The sequence below is a fragment of the Catenuloplanes japonicus genome (genome assembly GCF_000717135.1).
GTDB classification, from domain to species: domain Bacteria; phylum Actinomycetota; class Actinomycetes; order Mycobacteriales; family Micromonosporaceae; genus Catenuloplanes; species Catenuloplanes japonicus.
In genome coordinates, this window is record NZ_JNXY01000009.1 from 162,073 (window position 1) to 181,025 (window position 18,953).

General features: G+C 70.9%; 11 protein-coding genes. 3 read left to right on the forward strand and 8 right to left on the reverse strand.

Going from position 1 to position 18,953, the window contains the following annotated elements; all coding sequences use genetic code 11:
• Both OP04_RS15675 and OP04_RS49675 read left to right on the forward strand, forming a co-directional pair.
• The gene (locus OP04_RS15675; protein WP_033340401.1) at positions 1–246 is read left to right on the forward strand and encodes a DUF2630 family protein; all 246 of its coding nucleotides are present in this window, start codon (positions 1–3) and stop codon (positions 244–246) included.
• Between the two features lie 57 nt (positions 247–303).
• Positions 304–1,137, forward strand: coding sequence for a hypothetical protein (locus OP04_RS49675; protein WP_051797977.1), 834 nt, complete (start codon positions 304–306; stop codon positions 1,135–1,137).
• A 521-nt stretch (positions 1,138–1,658) separates the two neighbouring features.
• Here the strand turns inward: OP04_RS49675 and acnA are convergent.
• From acnA to OP04_RS15700, 4 genes are all read right to left on the reverse strand, one after another.
• Positions 1,659–4,430 (reverse strand): aconitate hydratase AcnA, encoded by a 2,772-nt coding sequence (acnA, locus tag OP04_RS15685; RefSeq protein ID WP_033340402.1) that lies wholly within the window; start codon positions 4,428–4,430, stop codon positions 1,659–1,661.
• 223 nt (positions 4,431–4,653) lie between these two features.
• Positions 4,654–5,043 (reverse strand): hypothetical protein, encoded by a 390-nt coding sequence (locus tag OP04_RS15690; protein ID WP_033340403.1) that lies wholly within the window; start codon positions 5,041–5,043, stop codon positions 4,654–4,656.
• A gap of 51 nt (positions 5,044–5,094) precedes the next feature.
• Entirely contained in the window at positions 5,095–6,447 is a 1,353-nt protein-coding gene (locus OP04_RS15695; RefSeq protein WP_033340404.1) for a glutathionylspermidine synthase family protein, read from the reverse strand.
• Positions 6,447–6,860: a hypothetical protein gene (locus OP04_RS15700; protein ID WP_033340405.1), complete on the reverse strand. Its 414-nt coding sequence runs from the start codon at positions 6,858–6,860 to the stop codon at positions 6,447–6,449. Before OP04_RS15700 ends, OP04_RS15695 begins: the two co-directional genes overlap by 1 nt.
• Positions 6,861–7,183: 323 nt before the next feature.
• Between OP04_RS15700 and pulA the strand changes: the two genes are divergently transcribed.
• Positions 7,184–12,643, forward strand: coding sequence for a pullulanase-type alpha-1,6-glucosidase (gene pulA, locus OP04_RS15705; RefSeq protein ID WP_033340650.1), 5,460 nt, complete (start codon positions 7,184–7,186; stop codon positions 12,641–12,643).
• Positions 12,644–12,774: 131 nt separating this feature from the next.
• Here pulA and map read toward each other — a convergent pair whose 3' ends face one another.
• The 4 genes from map to OP04_RS15725 all read right to left on the reverse strand — a co-directional run bounded on the left by map (position 12,775) and on the right by OP04_RS15725 (position 18,722).
• Positions 12,775–13,554 (reverse strand): type I methionyl aminopeptidase, encoded by a 780-nt coding sequence (gene map, locus OP04_RS15710; protein WP_033340406.1) that lies wholly within the window; start codon positions 13,552–13,554, stop codon positions 12,775–12,777.
• 252 nt (positions 13,555–13,806) lie between these two features.
• Positions 13,807–15,840 (reverse strand): sensor histidine kinase, encoded by a 2,034-nt coding sequence (locus OP04_RS15715; RefSeq protein WP_033340407.1) that lies wholly within the window; start codon positions 15,838–15,840, stop codon positions 13,807–13,809.
• 89 nt (positions 15,841–15,929) lie between these two features.
• Positions 15,930–16,994 (reverse strand): carbohydrate-binding protein, encoded by a 1,065-nt coding sequence (locus OP04_RS49680; RefSeq protein ID WP_157239867.1) that lies wholly within the window; start codon positions 16,992–16,994, stop codon positions 15,930–15,932.
• A gap of 267 nt (positions 16,995–17,261) precedes the next feature.
• Entirely contained in the window at positions 17,262–18,722 is a 1,461-nt protein-coding gene (locus tag OP04_RS15725) for an aminopeptidase P family protein (protein ID WP_033340408.1), read from the reverse strand.
• Between the last annotated feature and the right edge of the window lie 231 nt (positions 18,723–18,953).

An 18,953-nucleotide genomic window follows, 5' to 3' on the forward strand; every position in this document is an offset into this window, starting at 1 on the left:
ATGGAAGACACGTCAATCCTGAGCCAGATCAACGACCTGGTCGACGAGGAGCACAAGCTGCGCACGCAGCTGGCCTCCGGCGAGATCACCGCCACCGAGGAGCACGAGCGCTTGCGTGCCGTCGAGGTGTCGCTCGACCAGTGCTGGGACCTGCTGCGCCGCCGCCGTGCCGCCCGTGAGTTCGGCCAGGACCCGGAGGCGGTCGAGGTCCGTTCGGGGGAGCAGGTAGAGGGCTACATCAGCTAGCGTCGCCGCCGCCGGTCCCGTGTGCTCGCGCGCGGGGCCGGCGGATTCAATGGCGTCATGACCGCCTACAACCTGTACTGCACGATCGCACCGCCGCCGGACCGGCTCGCGGCCGCGCTCGGCGAGGTCGCCGGCGTGCCCGCGTCCTCGGTCGACCTGGCGCACCCGGACACGGCCGCGCGCGACTGGCAGGTCGCGGTGCTCGGCACGCTGTCGCCGATGGGCGGCCACCTGCGGCTCGCGGTGGAGGTCTGGCTGGGCGAGACCGCCGTGCGCCGCCCGCCCGAGCCCGAGGCGGCCGCGATCCTCGCGCGCTCGCTGGGCACGCCGGTCTGCTACCCGGCCGTCGAGCCGCGCCCGAGCGCCTACTGGTTCGCGCTGCCGGACGGCGTCCACACGCGGGTCCGCTGGGTGGATCCCGACGAGATGCCGGCCGACGGCGAGCCCTGTGTCGTGCGCTTTTCCGCCTCCGAACGCCCGATCGCGGCGCTCCCCGACGTGCCGGTGCGCCCGATCCCCGAGGTGATCCACGATCACCGGCTGCCGGAGGGCCTCGGCATCCCCGCCCTGGCCCTCTGGGAACATCTGATCATCCGGATCGAGTCCGGCTGGCCACCTGACGGGTGGTATCCGGCCGAGTTCTACCACCAGTGGCTGTCCCATCGCGACGCCATCGACCCCGCCGCGCTCGACGAGCCCACCCGCGCCGCGCTGGCGGCACTGGACACCCGCTTCCGCCACCTGACCAGGGACGACGCCGGCGCCGCGCTGCTGCACCGGCTCAGCGACGCCCCACTGGACGAGCCGATCTGGTCGACGCCCCCGGCGATCGGCACCGGCTGGTGGTGGCGCCGCATCACCGACCCACCACCCTGGGCCGCACAACCCTGACCTGGAAAGATAAGGATCCAATTCATATTCCCGCTTCCAGCGTGGTTGCGGCCCGCATGCTCCCGCGGGCCAACCTCGCCATACGCCAAGACTCCGCTGGCGCTCCGCTTGCCTCCCGGCGTCGGAGCCGGTTCCGCGCGGCGCAGGGAAGAGCACGCGAGTTCCGCTGTGCTCGCTGTGGCCGAGGCGTGGCCTGTGCCGCGCGCGGTGGCTTCCTACCGCCGGCTCAGTGATCGGAGCGGGGGCCCAGGGCCGGTCCGATGCCACGTGATGTGACAGGGAACGCGCGATTCCCTCGGGCTTGCGGCGGGAGTGCGGCGTTCGGGTTTTTGTTGTGAGCCGGTGTGGCGCGGGAGCGGAAGGGAGGAGCGCCAGCGACGACCGGTGCCCGCGGGAGCGTGCGGACCGCAACCACCGCGAAGTGGGAAAATGAATTGGATCTTGAATGTGGTTGTGGGAAAGGCGACGGGCGGCCGTCCCGGAGAGGGAGGGCCGCCCGTCGGAGGTGCGGTGCGGGCGGGTCAGCCGGCGATCATCTTGCGGAGGACGTACTGCAGGATGCCGCCGTGGCGGTAGTAGTCGGCCTCGCCGGGGGTGTCGATGCGGACGACGGCGTCGAACTCGATGCCGGTGTCCGTGACGACCTTGACCGTGCGCGGCGTGGTGCCGTTGTTGAGCTCGGTGACGCCGGTGACGGTGAACGTCTCGGTGCCGGTGAGCTTCAGCGACTCCGCGGTCTCGCCCTGCGGGAACTGCAGCGGGAGCACGCCCATGCCGATCAGGTTCGAGCGGTGGATGCGCTCGTACGACTCGGCGATGACGGCGCGGACGCCGAGGAGCATGGTGCCCTTGGCGGCCCAGTCGCGGGACGAGCCGGAACCGTATTCCTTGCCGGCCAGGATCACCAGCGGCACGTTCTCGGCGGCGTAGGCGGTCGAGGCGTCGTAGATGGTGGTCTGCTCGCCGGTCAGGTGGTTGACCGTGAAGCCGCCCTCGACGCCCGGCACCAGCTGGTTGCGGAGCCGGATGTTCGCGAACGTGCCACGGATCATGACCTCGTGGTTGCCGCGGCGGGAGCCGTACGAGTTGAACTCGTGCCGGGGCACACCGTGCGCGGCCAGGTACTTGCCGGCGGGGGAGTCGGCCTTGATCGAGCTGGCCGGGGAGATGTGGTCGGTGGTGACCGAGTCGCCCAGCTTGGCCAGCACGCGCGCGCCGGAGATGTCGGCGACCGGCGACGGCGACGCCTGCATGCCCTCGAAGTACGGGGGCTTGCGGACGTAGGTGGAGTCGTCCGACCACTCGAACGTCTTGCCGGTCGGCGTCGGCAGTGACTGCCACTGCTCGTCGCCGGCGAAGACGTCCTGGTAGGCGGCGGAGAAGCCCTCGGCGCCGATCGCCTGCGCGATGACCGCGTCGATCTCCTGCGAGGACGGCCAGATGTCGGTCAGGTGGACCGGCGTGCCGTCCGAGCCGATGCCGAGCGGCTCGGTGGTGATGTCGATGTCCATCGAGCCGGCCAGCGCGTACGCCACCACGAGCGGCGGGGACGCCAGGTAGTTCATCTTGACGTCCGGGTTGATCCGGCCCTCGAAGTTCCGGTTGCCGGAGAGCACGCTGACGGCGGTCAGGTCCGCCTCGTTGACCGCGGCGGAGATCGCCTCGGGCAGCGGGCCGGAGTTGCCGATGCAGGTGGTGCAGCCGTAGCCGACCAGGTTGAACCCGATCTTGTCCAGGTACGGAGTCAGGCCGGCCCGGTCGTAGTAGTCCATGACGACCTTGGAGCCGGGCGCCAGCGTGGTCTTGACCCACGGCTTGCGGGTCAGGCCGCGCTCGACCGCCTTCTTGGCCAGCAGCGCCGCACCGATCATGACCTGCGGGTTCGACGTGTTGGTGCAGGAGGTGATGGCGGCGATGACGACCGCGCCGTGGTCCAGCTCGAACTCGGTGCCGTCCTCGCCGACCACCCGGGTCGGCTTGGAGACCCGGCCGTTGGCGCCGGCGGCCGCGCTGAAGACGTGCGGCTTGTCGGCCTCGTCGTCGACGTGGTTGGCCGGGGCGTCGCTGGCCGGGAACGACTCGTCGCTGGCCTCGTCCGCGTGCCCGTTCGGCTGGACGTAGTTGCCGAGCGCGTCGCGGAACATCGACTTCGCCGCGTTCAGCGGGACGCGGTCCTGCGGGCGCTTCGGGCCGGCCAGCGACGGGACGATCGTGGAGAGGTCCAGCTCCAGCTTCTCCGAGTAGTCCGGCTCGGCGGCGGGGTCGAGCCAGAGGCCCTGCTCCTTCGCATACGCCTCGACGAGCGCGACCTGCTCCTCGGTGCGGCCGGTCAGCTTCAGGTAGTCGATCGTCTGCTCGTCGATCGGGAAGATCGCCACGGTCGAGCCGTACTCCGGCGACATGTTGCCGATGGTGGCGCGGTTCGCCAGCGGCACCGCGGAGACGCCGGGGCCGTAGAACTCGACGAACTTGCTGACCACGCCGTGCTTGCGCAGCATCTCGGTGATGGTCAGCACCAGGTCGGTGGCGGTGGTGCCGGCCGGGGCCTCACCGGAGAGCTTGAAGCCGACCACGCGCGGGATGAGCATGGAGACCGGCTGGCCGAGCATGGCGGCCTCGGCCTCGATGCCGCCGACGCCCCAGCCCAGCACGCCAAGGCCGTTGACCATGGTGGTGTGCGAGTCGGTGCCGACGACCGTGTCCGGGTACGCCTGGCCGTTGCGCTCCATGATCGTGCGGGCCAGGAACTCGATGTTGACCTGGTGCACGATGCCGGTGCCCGGCGGGACGACCTTGAACTCGTTGAACGCGGTCTGGCCCCAGCGCAGGAACTGGTAGCGCTCGCGGTTGCGCTGGTACTCCAGGTCCACGTTGCGCTGGAACGAGTCCGGCCCGCCGAACAGGTCGGCGATGACCGAGTGGTCGATGACCAGTTCGGCCGGGGCCAGCGGGTTGACCTTGGTGGGGTCGCCGCCCAGGTCCTTGACCGCCTCGCGCATGGTCGCCAGGTCGACGACGCAGGGCACACCGGTGAAGTCCTGCATCAGCACGCGGGCGGGCGTGAACTGGATCTCCACGCTCGGGTCCGCGTTCTGGTCCCACTGCCCCAGCGCGTTGATGTGGTCGGCGGTGATGTTCGCGCCGTCCTCCGTGCGGAGCAGGTTCTCCAGCAGGATCTTCAGGCTGTACGGCAGGCGGTCGTGGCCGGCCACCTTGTTGATCTTGAAAATCTCGTAGCTCGCGTCACCGACGCGCAGCTCGCTCTTCGCACCGAAGGTGTCGAGGCTCGCCACGTCGTACTCCTTCCCGCTGTCCCTGCGGTCCCTCGGCCCCCGGGGCCACCGCCGCTCGGCTGCATGGCGCTCCGGAAAACGGGCTGACCGTGAGTAGTCCTCAAACAGTCTTTCGCATGTGTTACCCGTTCGTGTCGGTTAGGGCGGCCTAAGTAAGCCTTCCAAACCGTACGTCCGTCTTGCTACAGCATACAAGGCTGCCACGAGGCCGGGCGACGAGGCCTCAGCCCGTGGAGATGACGGTGCAGATCTCCGGGCCGTGCGCGGTCAGCCGGAGCAGGTAGCGGAAGCTCTGGCCCGGGACCGCGCCGCCGTGGCTGTCCAGGAACTCCCAGTCGACCGCCACCATCGACAGCGCCGGCGAGAGGCGCTGCACGTCGCGGATCTGCGCGTGTGCGGCCACCAGCTCCGCCTCGAGGTAGGAGTGCGCGGCGCCGAGGAAGCTCAGCGCCACCGCGGTCGGCGACGTGAACGTGAAGCTGTACGAGCCGGAGACCACCATGCCCGGCAGCGCGTAGCACCCGGCGATGCCGGACAGGTCGCCGGCGGTCAGCGCGGCGCCATAGCGGTCGAAGAAGTCACTCAACGTGTCCAGATCAGTCGTGGCGCTCACCTCTGCAGAGTTTCCTGCCAGGAAGGTCCGCAAACCGCGCCGACACACCGATCACGGTGCGCTGATCACATGCGGGACGAAGTGCGAGTCATTGCGCGTGATCAGCCCGGCGGATTCGCGGAGGCCCATGCCGGCCGGCTCGCCGTCGACCAGCCAGACGCCCAGGACCGGGTGCATCACGCCGTCGGCCGACTCGAACCCGGGCAGCGGGGCCAGAGCCTGCACCACGAAACCCTCCTCACCGTACGGCCCGGGGTTGTCCTCGATCGGCGCGCCGTCCAGGACCAGTCGCGTGGACGCGCCCTCACGACCCCACAACGGCTTCATCGCGTACGACGTGAGGTGCTCCGGCTTCTCGTCCGCGAAGTACGCGGGCAGCAGGTACCGTCCGCGCGCCGGATCGTCGCCGAACAGCGTCCACAGCACCGGCAGCAGCCCTTTGTTGCCCCAGAGCGCGGCCGTGTACGGCGGCTCGATCCACACGGTGCCGCGCTTCATCGGGTCGGCCTGGTCCCGGAAGATCGGCCGGCCGCCCTCCTCGTGCCAGATCCACTCCCACGGGTAGAGCGCGAACACCACGTCCAGGTGCCGGCCCTCGAACACCATCCGGTCCTCCAGGGTGTCCCAGCCGATCTGCGACATGCCGATCAACTCGGTGTCGTACCCGGCCTGCCGGCACGTCTCCTGCAGGTAGGCGGTGTTCATCCGGTCCTCGCCGGAGGTCTCGCTGGTCTCGTACGCGAAGTGCACGGTCAGGTTCTCCGGCAGCCACGGGCGTGCGGCGCGCAGCTCGGCCAGGTTGCGCCGCCAGGCCTCGACCAGCGCCTCGTGCAGGCTGTTCCACTGATCCGGCGCACCGGTCTGTTCGAGCCAGCGCCACTGCGTGATCGCGCCTTCGAGCAGGCTGGTCGGCGTCTGCGCGTTGAACTCCAGCAGCTTCGGCGGGCCGTCGCCGTCGTAGCGGACGTCGAACCTGCCGTAGATGCCCGGCGAGTAGTCCGGGGGCTGCGGCGGGTGTTTCGCGTCGAGATCCTTGTCCCAATGTGTCCAGGTCTCCGGCGAGCCGTCCTGCCAGGTCCGGATGACCTGCGCGTGTGCGAACTCGGGCACGCCGAACCGGGACAGCAGGCAGACGTCCGGCGTGCAGACCGAGTCGAGGTAGCGGTTCGCCCGGACCGTGCGGTCGCGGCGCGGGCAGGTGCCGACGATGTGGTCACCCGCGGCCACGCACATCTCGTGCAGCGTCGCGGCCGCGGTCTCCAGCTCGTCGATCTCGGCGGCGGTGAACACGTAGCGCGCGCCCTCCCGCCAGTACGAGGTCGCGCCGGTGTCGTTGTAGACCAGGCCGAGCCGGGCGTTCTCCGCGCGCCAGTCCGGCCGGGCCGGGATGCTCTCGCGCCGCATCAGCCGCCGCTCGATCCGTTGTCCGCGCCGCTCTTGCCGACCACGCCGGTCCGCACCGTGCCGTTGGTGACCCGGCCGTACTCCGGCAGTCCGGCCGCGCGCCGGGCCGCCGTGTCGTTGTACGGGAAGCTCGTCCCGCCGCTCGGCACCTTCTGGCCGACCCGGAGCCCGCGCGCGCCGACGCCGGCCCAGAGGAAGAACGGGGTGCTGCTGCTGCCGGACGAGGCCGAGTTGTCGCACTTGCTCTCGTCGACGATCGCGTAGTCGCGGTCCGTGCAGTAGTAGGAGAGATCCTCGCTGCGGTTCTTCGTGGAGGTGTCGGGGCTGCTGTCGCAGGCGGCGGTGCCACCGGCGGCGAGGCCGAGAAAAGCGGCGGTCAACGTGATCCGCCGCGTGGTGGTGCTGCGGGGCATTCAGCGACTCCTGGGCTGGGGTTCACCCGATCGTGACATTGCTTCGCAAGGTCGACTGCGCCCGGCGATCGCCTTGCGCAAGTCTTGACGAAAAGTTGCGGATCATCTGCAAGGTCTTGCATCGACTTGCAGCAAGGGTTAGCGTGCGGCCACACCGATACCCAGGAAGGCTGTCGATGGATTCCCTGCCTATGGTCGTCGCTTCGCTCCTCCGGCTCGGCGCCACTCCCGGCGAAGGCACCGATCGGCCGAACGAAGAGCGTGTTCGGCCGGTCGCCACCCTCTCTGGTCGCCCGCGCCTCACGGCGCTCCCGTACCCCCTGATGATCTTCAAAAAGCTGGTCGCGGCCGTTGCCGTGACGGTCGTGCTGCCGCTCGCCGCGGTCGCCGCCTCGCACGGCCCGGCGTCGCCGCCGTTGCGGACCACCACCGGAGGTGTGGCCTGGGCCGCCGAACCGTCCAACAGCGTGCTGGCCGCGCAGGGTGCGGGCGTGCGGGAGCGCGACCACGAGGCGGAGCAGTTCTACTTCGTGCTGCCGGACCGGTTCGCGAACGGGAATCCGCGCAACGACCGCGGCGGGCTCGGCGGCGACCGGCTGAGCACCGGCTACGACCCGGCCGACAAGGGCTTCTACCACGGTGGCGACGTCCAGGGCGTGATCGACAGGCTGGACTACATCGAGGGGCTGGGCACGACCGCGATCTGGCTGGCACCGGTCTTTAAGAACCAGCCGGTGCAGGGCTCGGGCGAGAACGTCAGCGCGGGCTACCACGGCTACTGGATCACGGACTTCACCCGGCTCGATCCGCACTTCGGCACGAACGATGACCTGAAGAGGCTGGTCAAGGCCGCACATGGACGCGGTCTGAAGATCTACCTTGACATCATCGCCAACCACACGGCGGACGTGATCGCCTACGCGGAGAACGAGTACGGATACGTGCCCAAGCAGACCTCGCCCTACGTCGACGCGACCGGGCAGCCGTTCGAGGACCGCAACTACGCGGACGGCACCCGGCCGTTCCCGCGCGTGGACAAGAACGCGGGACCGTACACGCCGGTCTTCCGCACGCCGTCCGACGCCACGGTCAAGGTGCCGGCCTGGCTGAACGATCCGGCGATGTACCACAACCGGGGCGATTCCACGTTCGCGGGCGAGAACAGCGAATATGGGGACTTCTTCGGCCTGGACGACCTGTGGACCGAGCGGCCGGAGGTGGTCGACGGCCTGACGGACATCTACGCGGACTGGATCCGGGACGTCGGCATCGACGGCTACCGGATGGACACGGTCAAGCACGTGAACATGGACTTCTGGCCGCGCTTCAACCAGGGCATCCAGCAGGCGGGCGGCGAGGACTTCTTCACGTTCGGCGAGGTCTACAGCGCGGACCCGGCGCTCACCTCCTCCTACGTGCGGCGCGGCGGGCTGCCGGCGACGCTGGACTTCCCGTTCCAGGCCGCGGCGCAGGGCTTCGTTACCGGCACCGGAACCGCCGCAGGCCTTGCCGAGGTGTACGCCGCGGACGACCTCTACACCGTGCGGGACACGGACGCGGGGCGGCTGCCGACGTTTCTCGGCAACCATGACATGGGCCGGATCGGGTCGTTCGTGGCGACCGCGGTTTCCGGGGATGCCGCCCGCCTGAAGGCTGACCAGCTCGCGCACGAGCTGATGTTCCTCACCCGCGGCCAGCCGGTGATCTACTCCGGGGACGAGCAGGGCTTCACCGGGCCCGGCGGCGACAAGGACGCGCGGCAGGACATGTTCGCCAGCCGGACCGCGGACTACCTGGACGACGACCTGATCGGGACCACGCGTACGCACGCGGGCGACAACTACGACACCCGGCACCCGCTCTACCGGACCATCGCGGCGCTGGGCGCGCTGCGCGAGCGGTACCCGGCGCTGGCGGACGGCACACAGACCACGCGGCACGCCGCGACCGGGCCGGGCGTGTTCGCGGCGTCGCGACTGCTGGCGGACGAGCGGGTCGAGCACCTGGTCGCGGTCAACAACGCGCCGACCGCGCAGACGGTCACGATCGACACGTTCTCGCCGTCGACGCGGTTCGCCCCGATCTACGGGGGCGGTGGCACGGTGACCTCGGGCGCGGACAGGCGGGTGACCATCACGGTGCCGGCGATGTCCGCCGTGGCGCTCCGCGCCGCGAAGACGGTGCCGGGACCGTCCGCCAAGCCCGGCCTCACGCTCACCGCGACGGACAGGGGCGTGGAGGCCACGGTAACCGGCGGGGATCCGGCCGCGACCGTCACGTTCGCGGCGAAGCGGCCGGGCGGGCAGTGGGAGCTGGCCGGCACCGCGACGCGGGCGCCGTACCGTGTCGCCTTCGACCCGCAGGGGTTGCCCGCGGGCGCGTCCATCGTCTACAAGGCAGTGGTGCAAGACAGCAAGGGGCGCACCGCCTCAGCCACCGCGACCGCCGCCGTCGAGACGCCGCCGCAGACCGCGAGCCGGGACTGGCTCGTCGTCCACTATCAGCGACCCGCCGGGGACTACGACGACTGGAAGCTCTACACCTGGGGAGACGTCGACCCCGCCTCCGTGACCACCTGGCCGGACGGGCAGCCGTTCGCGGGCGAGGACGACTACGGCCGGTTCGCCTGGGTCAAGCTCAAGCCGGGCGCGCAGAGCGTCGGTTTCCTGGTCGTGGACCCGGCCGGCGTGAAGGACCCGGCCGTGGACCGGACCGTGGACGTGACCGCGACCGGCGAAGTGTGGGTCAAGCAGGGCGACGGCACGCTCTATCCGACCCGCGAGGCCGCGACCGGGCAGCCCGCGCCGCCGCAGGACCCGGATACCGCGATCGTCCACTATCGACGGCCGGCCGGCGACTACGACGGGTGGGGGCTGCACGTCTGGGACGGGGCGGCGACGCCGACCGCGTGGGACGCGCCGCTGCAGCCGGTGCGGCGGGACGCGTACGGCGCGGTGTTCGAGGTGCCGCTCGTATCCGGCGCGGCCGGGCTCAACTACATAATCCATCGCGGCGACGTGAAGGACCTGCCGGATGATCAGCGGCTCGACTTCGCCACGGCCGGCCACGAGGTGTGGCTGCAGGCGGGCGTGCCGGGACGACTACTGCCGGGGAGCACGACCACGGTGAACGCGGACGTCGACCTGACCACGGCCGAGGCCCAGTGGATCGACCGGTCCACGGTGGCCTGGGCGCGCACGGGCACGCCCTCGTCCGGCGAGGGCCGGCCGTCCGACGGTAAGGCGTATGCGCTGGTCTGGTCGCCGGACGGCACGATCGGCGTGGCCGACGGCGAGCTGACCGGCCGATATTCCAGCGCCACGCTGTCGGCGCGGCACAACGGGCTCACCGAGCAGCAGCGGCAGCGGTTCCCGCACCTGTGGGCGTACGGCGCGCTCGACCTGCCGTCCGGCGTCGCCGTGAAGGACGTGCTGCGCGGCCAGGTGCTGGTCACCGAGCGCGACCACACGGGCAGGCTGCTCGCGGCCACGGCCGTGCAGATCCCGGGCGTGCTGGACGACGTCTACTCCGCGGCCACGTCCGCGACGCTGGGGCCGGTCGTGGTCAACGGCCGGCCGTCCGTCTCGGTGTGGGCGCCGACCGCGCGCACGGTGCGGTTGCAGCTCTTCACCACGCCGACCGGCGTGCCGACCTCGGTGGTCGGCATGCGGCGCGACGATGCGACCGGCGTGTGGTCCGCGACGCCGGACCGATCGTGGGCCGGGAAGTACTACCGGTTCGAGGTGACCGCGTGGCAGCCGGCCGCGCAGCGCGTGGTGACCGCGTCCGTCACCGACCCCTACTCGGTCGCGCTGGCCGCGAACTCGACGCACAGCCAGCTGGCCGATCTGCGTGACCCGGCGCTGGCGCCGGAGGGGTGGGAGCGGCTCGCGGCGGACAAGCCGGCCGCGGTGCCCGCCTCGAAGATCCAGATCCAGGAGCTGTCGGTACGGGACTTCAGCATCGCGGACACCACCGTGCCGGAGGCGCAACGTGGCACCTACGCGGCGTTCACGGCCGCGTCCTCGGCCGGCGCGACGCATCTGCGTGAGCTGGCGTCCGCGGGCGTCACCCACGTACACCTGCTGCCCGCGTTCGATTTCGCCACCATCCCGGAGCGGCGTGCGGACCAGGCGCAGCCCGCCTGCGACCTCGCCTCGCTGCCGCCGGACTCGGAGGAGCAGCAGGCGTGCATCGCCGGGATCGCGGCGACGGACGGCTACAACTGGGGCTACGACCCGCTGCACTACACGGTGCCGGAAGGCGGTTATGCCGTGCGGCCGGACGGCGCGGCGCGGACCACCGAGTTCCGGTCGATGGTGTCCGCGCTCAACCGGGACGGGCTGCGCGTGGTGCTGGACGTGGTCTACAACCACACGGCCGCGAACGGCGTCGCCCCGCACTCCGTGCTCGACCAGATCGTGCCCGGCTACTACCACCGGCTGCTGGCCGACGGCACCGTGGCGAACTCGACGTGCTGCTCCAACACCGCGCCGGAACACGCGATGATGGGCAAGCTCGTCGTCGACTCCATGGTCACCTGGGCCCGTGAGTACAAGGTGGACGGTTTCCGCTTCGACCTGATGGGCCACCACCCCAAGGCGAACATCCTGGCGGTACGCGCGGCGCTCGACACGCTGACGGTGGAGCGCGACGGCGTCGACGGCAAGGGCATCTACCTGTACGGCGAGGGCTGGAACTTCGGCGAGGTGGCCGGCGACGCGCGGTTCGTGCAGGCGACCCAGGCGAACATGGCCGGGACCGGCGTCGGCACGTTCAACGACCGCATGCGGGACGCGGTGCGCGGCGGCGGGCCGTTCGACGCGGACCCGCGCGTGCAGGGTTTCGCGTCCGGCCTGTTCACGGATCCGAACGGCGCCGCGGTCAACGGCACGCCGGAGCAGCAGCGCGCCTCCCTGCTGCTGCAGCAGGACCGCATCAAGGTCGGCCTGTCCGGAAACCTGGCGTCCTACCGGTTCACGTCCTCGGTCACCGGGCATCCGGTCAGCGGCGCGGAGGTGGACTACAACGGCTCGCCGACCGGCTACACCGCGCAGCCGGGCGAGGCGATCACCTATGTGGACGCGCACGACAACGAGATCCTGTACGACGCGCTCGCCTACAAGCTGCCGCAGTCCACGTCCGCGGTCGACCGGGCACGCATGCAGACGCTCGGGCTCTCGACCGTGGTGCTCGGGCAGGGCGTCGGGTTCGTGACCGCGGGCTCGGAGCGGCTGCGCTCCAAGTCGCTGGACCGGAACTCGTTCAACTCCGGCGACTGGTTCAACCAGATCTCGTGGGACTGCGCCGCCGGCAACGGGTTCGGGCGCGGCCTGCCGCCGGTGGCGGACAACGCGGACAAGTGGGTCTACGCGCGCCCGCTGCTGGCCGACCCCGCGCTGGTGCCGGGCTGCGACGCGATCAGCCTGGCCGACGCGCGCTACCGGGAGCTGCTGGAGATCAAGCGGTCGTCGCCGCTGTTCTCGCTCGGCACGGCGGAGGCGGTGCAGCGGCAGCTGTCGTTCCCGCTGTCCGGCGCGGCCGAGACGCCGGGCGTGATCACGATGCTGCTGACCGGCGACGACACGTCGATCACGGTGGTCTTCAACGCGACGCCGGACGCGGTCACCCAGACCGTGCCGTCGCTGGCCGGGGCGTCGGTGGCACTCCACCCGGTGCTGCGGAACTCGGCGGACCCGGCGTTGCGCACCGCGTCGTTCGAGTCCGGGACCGGCACGTTCTCGGTCCCGGCCCGCAGCGTCGCGGTCTTCGTCCGGTCCTGACGCGGTGAGCGGGCCCGGTACCGGCCGGGCCCGCTCACTCCACGGATGGTCCGGCCACGTCCCTGATCTGCTCGCCGGCGGCGTGCGGATCACGGTGACCGGGCGACCGGACGGCTCTCACCGGGTCCGGATCACGCCCTGGCCGGGAGCGTGAGGATCTCGGCGCCGTCCTCGGTGATGGCGATGGTGTGCTCGCTGTGGGCGGTGCGGCAGCCGGTGACGCTGCGCAGCGTCCAGCCGTCGTCGTCCGTGACCAGTTTCGCGGTGTCCGCCATGATCCAGGGCTCCAGCGCCAGCAGCAGCCCGGGGCGCAGCTTGAAGCCGCGGCCGGGACGCCCGGTGTTGGAGATGTGCGGGTCCTGGTGCATCGTGGTGCCGACGCCGTGGCCGCCGAACTCGGAGCTGATCTGGTAGCCCGCCTCGGTCAGCACCTCGCCGATCGCGAACGACAGGTCGCCGATGCGTGCGTCCGGCACCGAGGCGGCCGCGATGCCGGCCTGCAGTGCGCGCTCGGTCGCGTCGATCATCGCCAGGTCCTCCGGCCGCCGCGTCTCGCCGACGACGAAGCTGATCGCGGAGTCGGTGACCACGCCGCCCAGCGAGACCGCGAGGTCCAGCGTCAGCAGGTCGCCGTCGGCCAGCGCGTAGTCGTGCGGGAGGCCGTGCAGCACCGCGTCGTTGACGGAGGTGCAGATGTAGTGGCCGAACGGGCCGCGTCCGAACGACGGCGCGTAGTCGACGTAGCAGGACTGCGCCCCGGCCGCGATGATCATCTCGTGGGTCCACCGGTCGATGTCCAGGAGGTTCGTGCCGACCGCGCTGCGGCTCTTCATGGTCTGCAGGATGTCGGCGACCAGGGTGCCGGTGTCCTTCGCACGCAGCAGCTGGGCGGGGCTCAGGATCTCGATCATGCGGGGCCTTCCATGCGGTACCAATAACTATCCCGGCCAGAGTGTACCGGTATAACTATTGGGCGCATGGCGGGGTCGGGAACCACGAGATTCCCGCGCCGGAACCGTGATCCGGGCTTCCGCGACACCTGGATCACCTCGCTGCGAGATCCGTGAGGCCGTGCCGGATGTCCGGAGAAGCCCGCACCGCGACTCGCGGACCGTGTGCCTCGGAGCGGGGCGGGGAACGCTCCGGGCGTACCATATGGTGATTTATGCGGTTGTGGGTACGGCGCGGAGCAAGGGGAGTTCGGCCATGATCTGGGTGCCGCGGCCCAGCTCCGATGTGATCTTGATGCGGCCGGAATGGGCCTGGATGATCTCTTTCACCAGGCTGAGGCCCAGGCCGGGGCCCTCGACGGCGGCGCGGACCGCGTTGGACGCGCGGTAGAACTCGCCGAACACGCGATCCACCTCCTCCGGCGGGATGCCGATGCCGGTATCGCTGACCGTCAGCACGGAGATGCCGGCGTCCCCGACCTTGCGCGGCGGGATCGTGCAGCGCAGCGTCGCGGTGCCGGCCTTCGAGGTGAATTTTGCCGCGTTGTCCAGCAGGCTGCGCAGCGCGTGGGCCAGCAGCTCCGCGTCGCCGCCGACCTCGGCCTCGGCCGCGCGGCAGTCGACCGTGAACGTCACGTCCTGCGACTCGAAACGGGGGCGGAACTCGTCCGCGACCGCGTTCACCACGTCCGCGATCGGGACCGGCTTGTTCTTCGCCTTGGCCAGGCGCGGGCGGATGGACGACAGCGTGACCATGTCGTCGACCAGCGCGCGCAGCCGGTGCGCGTTGCGGTCGATGACGCCGATCATCTTCTGCTGGCCGGCCGGGAGCGGCGCGGGGGAGTCGCCGATCAGTTCGAGGTAGCCCTGGATGCTGCTCAGCGGGTTGCGGATCTCGCGCGTGACGTCGGTGAGGAAGCGCTCCTTGTGCTCGTCGAGCGCCTTGACCTCGGCCAGCAGCCGGTTCTGCTCCGCGTAGACGCCGGAGTGGTGCAGCGCGCGGTCGATGTCCTCCCGGACCAGCCCCAGCAGGCCCAGCTCGCCGTCCGGCACCTGATATTCGCGCGGGAACGCCATGGTGACGGTGCCGGACGCGCCGTCCGCGCTGCCGATTTCCATCAGGATCCGGCCCTGGCGGTAGTGGATGCCGGGCGGCGAGTCCGGGTCCTGCTCCGACATGGCCGCGTCGATCCGGCCCGGCGCCTGGGTGAGCAGGCTCGGCGGCAGCGGGACCAGGCCGTTCGCGTGCCACTGCTTCAGGCGCATGCCGCTGGACAGGCCGCCGAGCTGCACGTACACCCGGTCCGCGCCGATGATCGGGCCGAGCTTGTCGACCAGCTCCTGCAGCACGGTGTCGATGTCGAGGTGGGCGCGGACCGCGACGCCGATCGTGCGGGCGACCTCGCGCATGTGGCCCTCGTGCTCCTGCTGGACGCGCAGGCGCTGGTTCTCCGCTGCGAGCGTGTTCACGCCGGTCGCCGCGTTCTGCACCTCGGCCGGGCCGAAGATCGGGGCGCGCTCGCCGTACTCGCCCAGCTCCAGGCGCTTCAGCGTGGTGGTGAGCCGGCGCAGCGGGCGGATGATGTCGCCGACCGCGCGGTACGCCAGGTACAGCGTCACGGCCAGCGCCACCAGCGTGACCAGCACGGAGACCGCGTTCACCAGCCGGATCAGGTCCTTGGCGGCGGACGTGGACGCGGCCATGTTCGTGTTGATCCGGGCCGTGGTCGCCGCGTTCGCATCCCGGATCTCCGCGAACGCGGCTGCGGCGTCGGTCGCGTTCACGTCCCGGCCCTGCGAGATCGGCTCCGCGTACGTCTGCCACCAGGTCTTGCCGAGCGTCTCCTGCCGTTCCAGCATCGTGCCGAGCGGCGGGTCGGCCAGGCCCAGATCACTGAGCTGGTCCACCGCGGAGAGGAACCCGGCCGTGCCGGACGAGTAGGTGTCCAGGAACTCACGGTTCCCGGTCAGCTGGTATCCACGGACGCCCGCCTGCACGTCGGTCAGCGACTGCAGCACCTTCGCGTTCGTCACGCCGGCCGGGTACCAGCGGTGCGCGACCTCGGTCATCTCCCGCGTCGCGTACTCCATGGTGGCCGCGCGGGCCAGCGCGGTCAGCGCGAGCAGCATCACCAGCACGGTGAAGTAGAACGTCAGCTGCCGGCCGGCCGACCGTCCCTCACCCGGCGCGGCCTCCCGTCGCCGGGTGCCGGTGCCGTGCCTGCTCCTCGACTCGCGCGCTGCCATGCCGCCGCCTGGTCCGATCCGCTGGGTGTCTGCGGTGTCCCATCGGATGATGCGGGGCGTTTATGAGTGTTTGGCGGGTTTTTCGATTCCTAGGAAAAGGACAACCAGTCGAGGTATACGAAGTCGCCGTTGCCGCGGCTGACGAACGAGACGTAGACGGTCCGGGTGCCGGAGGTCGCGCCGCACGACACGCTGCGCGTGCGCCACTGGGCCCAGCCGCCGGTGTTGTCCACCGTCACGGTAGCGGCCGGCGAGGCCCACGGGCTGTCGTACCGGATCTCCATCCGGCCGCTGGCACCGGAACCGTTCGCGATCCGCACCTGCAGCGTCTTCGCCGAGCCCACGTTCACCTTGTCGAAGCGCAGCCAGTCGCCGTTCGCGATGCCGGACGCGGCCCGGCCGCCGGACGCGCCGTCCAGCGCGGTGGAGAGCACGCCCCACTGCCAGGCGAACGACTCCGCCTCGATCTGGCCGGAGCCGTCGCCGCCGGTCAGCGGATTCGGCGTCGTCGGGGAGACGCTGGTCGGCGCCGTGCTGGGCGGGCTGGTCGGCGTGCCGGGGACGATCTGGGGCTGTGCCGGGGTCGCGGACGAGCCGGGGCTCGGGCTGCGCGCGGGCGCGCCGGGGAGCAGGCCGTTGTCGACGATCTCGCCGGGCGCCGGGGGAGCGAACGGCATGCTGGCCTGCGGCGAGGCCGGCGACGGGGTCCCCGTGCCCGGGTCGTGGGTCGGCGGGGCCGGCGGCCAGTTGCGGCTGGAGTCACCGGCCCAGTCCGTGCTGCCGGGGGCGCTGCTGGGGAGGCTGACGAGCAGCACCGCCGCCGCGATCACCAGGACGACGGCCACGCCGACGCCGATCATCGCGCGGGACGGGCCGCGGCGTGCGGGCCTCTCAGGATCATGCGGGGGTACGACCGGGGGCGGCTCTTCGTCGCGAGGTTGCTCATGGGCGGGCGGGTGTTCCCGGTCCTGCGCGGTGGTGCGGCCGCGCAGCGCGGGGAGGATGACGGTGTCGTCCGACGGGGGGATTCGCGGGATCGCCTGCGTCTGCGCCTCCGCGGGCGGTGTGTCGGCGGGTCTCGGACCCGCCGGAGTCGCCGGAGTCGCCGGACCTGCCGGGCTCGCGGGTGCCGGCTCGGCCGTGCGTGGCTTCACCAGCGGCATCACGATCGTCGAATCGTGGTCTATCCGACCGGAATCCGGCCCCACCTTGGGTATGTCAGACCCGTTGTCCCGGTCCGATTCGCGACTCGGCATCGCTTGGAATCTCCCTTGGTCCGACAGCGCCGCTGATCGTACTGTGCCGTTCGGCCATTGCGTAGACCGCAATACGATCTCGAACCGAGATTGCTTTGTGTGACAACGCTTTTACTACGACGATGGCCGGACATCCGCGAAATATGCGGATATCCGGCCATCGGTTCAGGCGCCCGGGAAACGCGGCCCCGCCTCGCGCTGCGCGGCCAGCCAGGACTCCACCTCGGCCGAGCTGCGCGGCAGGCCGGCGGAGAGGTTGACCGCGCCCTCCGCCGTGACCAGGATGTCGTCCTCTATGCGGATGCCGAGGCCACGCAGCTCCGCCGGCACCAGGTCGTCCTCCGGCTGGAAGTAGAGGCCGGGCTCGACGGTGAGCACGAAGTTCTCCCCGAGCTCGCCGTCGCGGTAGCTCTCCTTGCGGGCGTGGGCGCAGTCGTGCACGTCCAGCCCGAGCATGTGGCCGAAGCCGTGCAGCGTCCAGCGGCGGTAGACGGTGGACTGCGGGTCCATCGCCTCGTCCGCGCTGACCGGGAGCACGCCGAGGTCGGCGAGGCCGTCCGCGAGCACGCGCATGCACGTCTCGTGCACGTCCTTGAACTTCACACCCGGCTTGATCAGGTCGATGCCGGCCTGCTGGGACGCGTGCACGATGTCGTAGACCTGGCGCTGCAGCGGCGTGAACGTGCCGCTGACCGGGACCGTGCGCGTGATGTCGGCCGTGTAGAGGTGGTCGCCCTCCACGCCCATGTCCATCAGCAGCAGCTCGCCGGGCCTGGTGACACCGTTGTTCCGTACCCAGTGGAGGATCGTGGCGTGTGAGCCGGCGCCGACGATCGAGCCGTAGCCGACGTTGTTGCCGTCGTGGCGGGCGCGCAGGCCGAAGACGCCCTCGATCAGCCGCTCCGAGACGCCCCGGTCGGCCGGGATGATGCGGGCCGCGTCCTCGAAGCCGAGCACGGTGGCGTCGATCGCGGCCTGGAGCTGCCCGATCTCCCACTCGTCCTTGACCAGCTTGAGCTCGGAGATCACCCAGGCCAGCTCGCGGTCCCGGTCGCCGGGCTTGTCCGCTTCCCACGGGCGGACGGCGGCGTCGACGCGCGGGTCGAAGCGGCGCAGCACGCGGGTGCGGCCGGGCGCGCAGTCCGCGAGCGCGCGGTCGGAGTCGTGCAGCGGCGCGGTCTCGATGCCGAGCAGCGCGGCCTTCTCGGCGAGCGTGTGGCGACGGCCGACCCAGAGCTCGCCGTCGCGGCTGCGGAAGAACTCGTCGGTCTCGCGGGAGGAACGCGGCCGGGTGTAGAGCACCGCGTCGTGACCGTCGCCGACCGGCCGCATGATCAGCACGCTGTCCGGGTCGTGGTCGCCGGTCAGGTAGACGAAGTCACTGCCGGGGCGGAACGGGTGATCGGTGTCGTTGGCCCGGACCTTCTCCCGGCCGGTCGGGATGACCAGCGTCTCGCCCGGGAACGCGGCGGAGAGTGCGCTGCGGCGGGCCGCGTATCGCTCGGCCTCGGGCTGCGCGGCGACCGTGAGCGAGTCGTCCCGCCACCCGGAGCGCATGAACTGCAGCAGCGCGTCGGGGAAGTCGGGGTCGTGCGACTCCGTCTTCGGGGCCTCTTGCTCGGTCATGGGCCTGCCTCCCGGAGTTCGGGCGCACAGGTGGGGGTGGCCTGTGGCGCCGAAAGGATTATCCCTTCGACGTTACCGCGTCGTCACCCCCACCGGCGTACCTGCCCTTTCTAATTGATCATGGTCGACCACTCCGGGTCCGGGTAGCTGAGCGTGAACGCTCGCCCCCAGGTTCCAGAGCGGCGCGCCGTCCAGGGTCGTTGTGGCCGACCGCTTTCGCGGTCGCGGCGT

Bases quoted from the DNA above. Each gene is read 5' to 3' on its own strand.
- OP04_RS15675 (WP_033340401.1), top strand. From the start codon at position 1: ATGGAAGACACGTCAATCCTGAGCCAGATCAACGACCTGGTCGACGAG.
- OP04_RS49675 (WP_051797977.1), top strand. From the start codon at position 304: ATGACCGCCTACAACCTGTACTGCACGATCGCACCGCCGCCGGACCGG.
- OP04_RS15695 (WP_033340404.1), bottom strand. From the start codon at position 6,447: ATGCGGCGCGAGAGCATCCCGGCCCGGCCGGACTGGCGCGCGGAGAAC.
- OP04_RS15700 (WP_033340405.1), bottom strand. From the start codon at position 6,860: ATGCCCCGCAGCACCACCACGCGGCGGATCACGTTGACCGCCGCTTTT.
- pulA (WP_033340650.1), top strand. From the start codon at position 7,184: ATGATCTTCAAAAAGCTGGTCGCGGCCGTTGCCGTGACGGTCGTGCTG.
- map (WP_033340406.1), bottom strand. From the start codon at position 13,554: ATGATCGAGATCCTGAGCCCCGCCCAGCTGCTGCGTGCGAAGGACACC.
- OP04_RS15715 (WP_033340407.1), bottom strand. From the start codon at position 15,840: ATGGCAGCGCGCGAGTCGAGGAGCAGGCACGGCACCGGCACCCGGCGA.
- OP04_RS15725 (WP_033340408.1), bottom strand. From the start codon at position 18,722: ATGACCGAGCAAGAGGCCCCGAAGACGGAGTCGCACGACCCCGACTTC.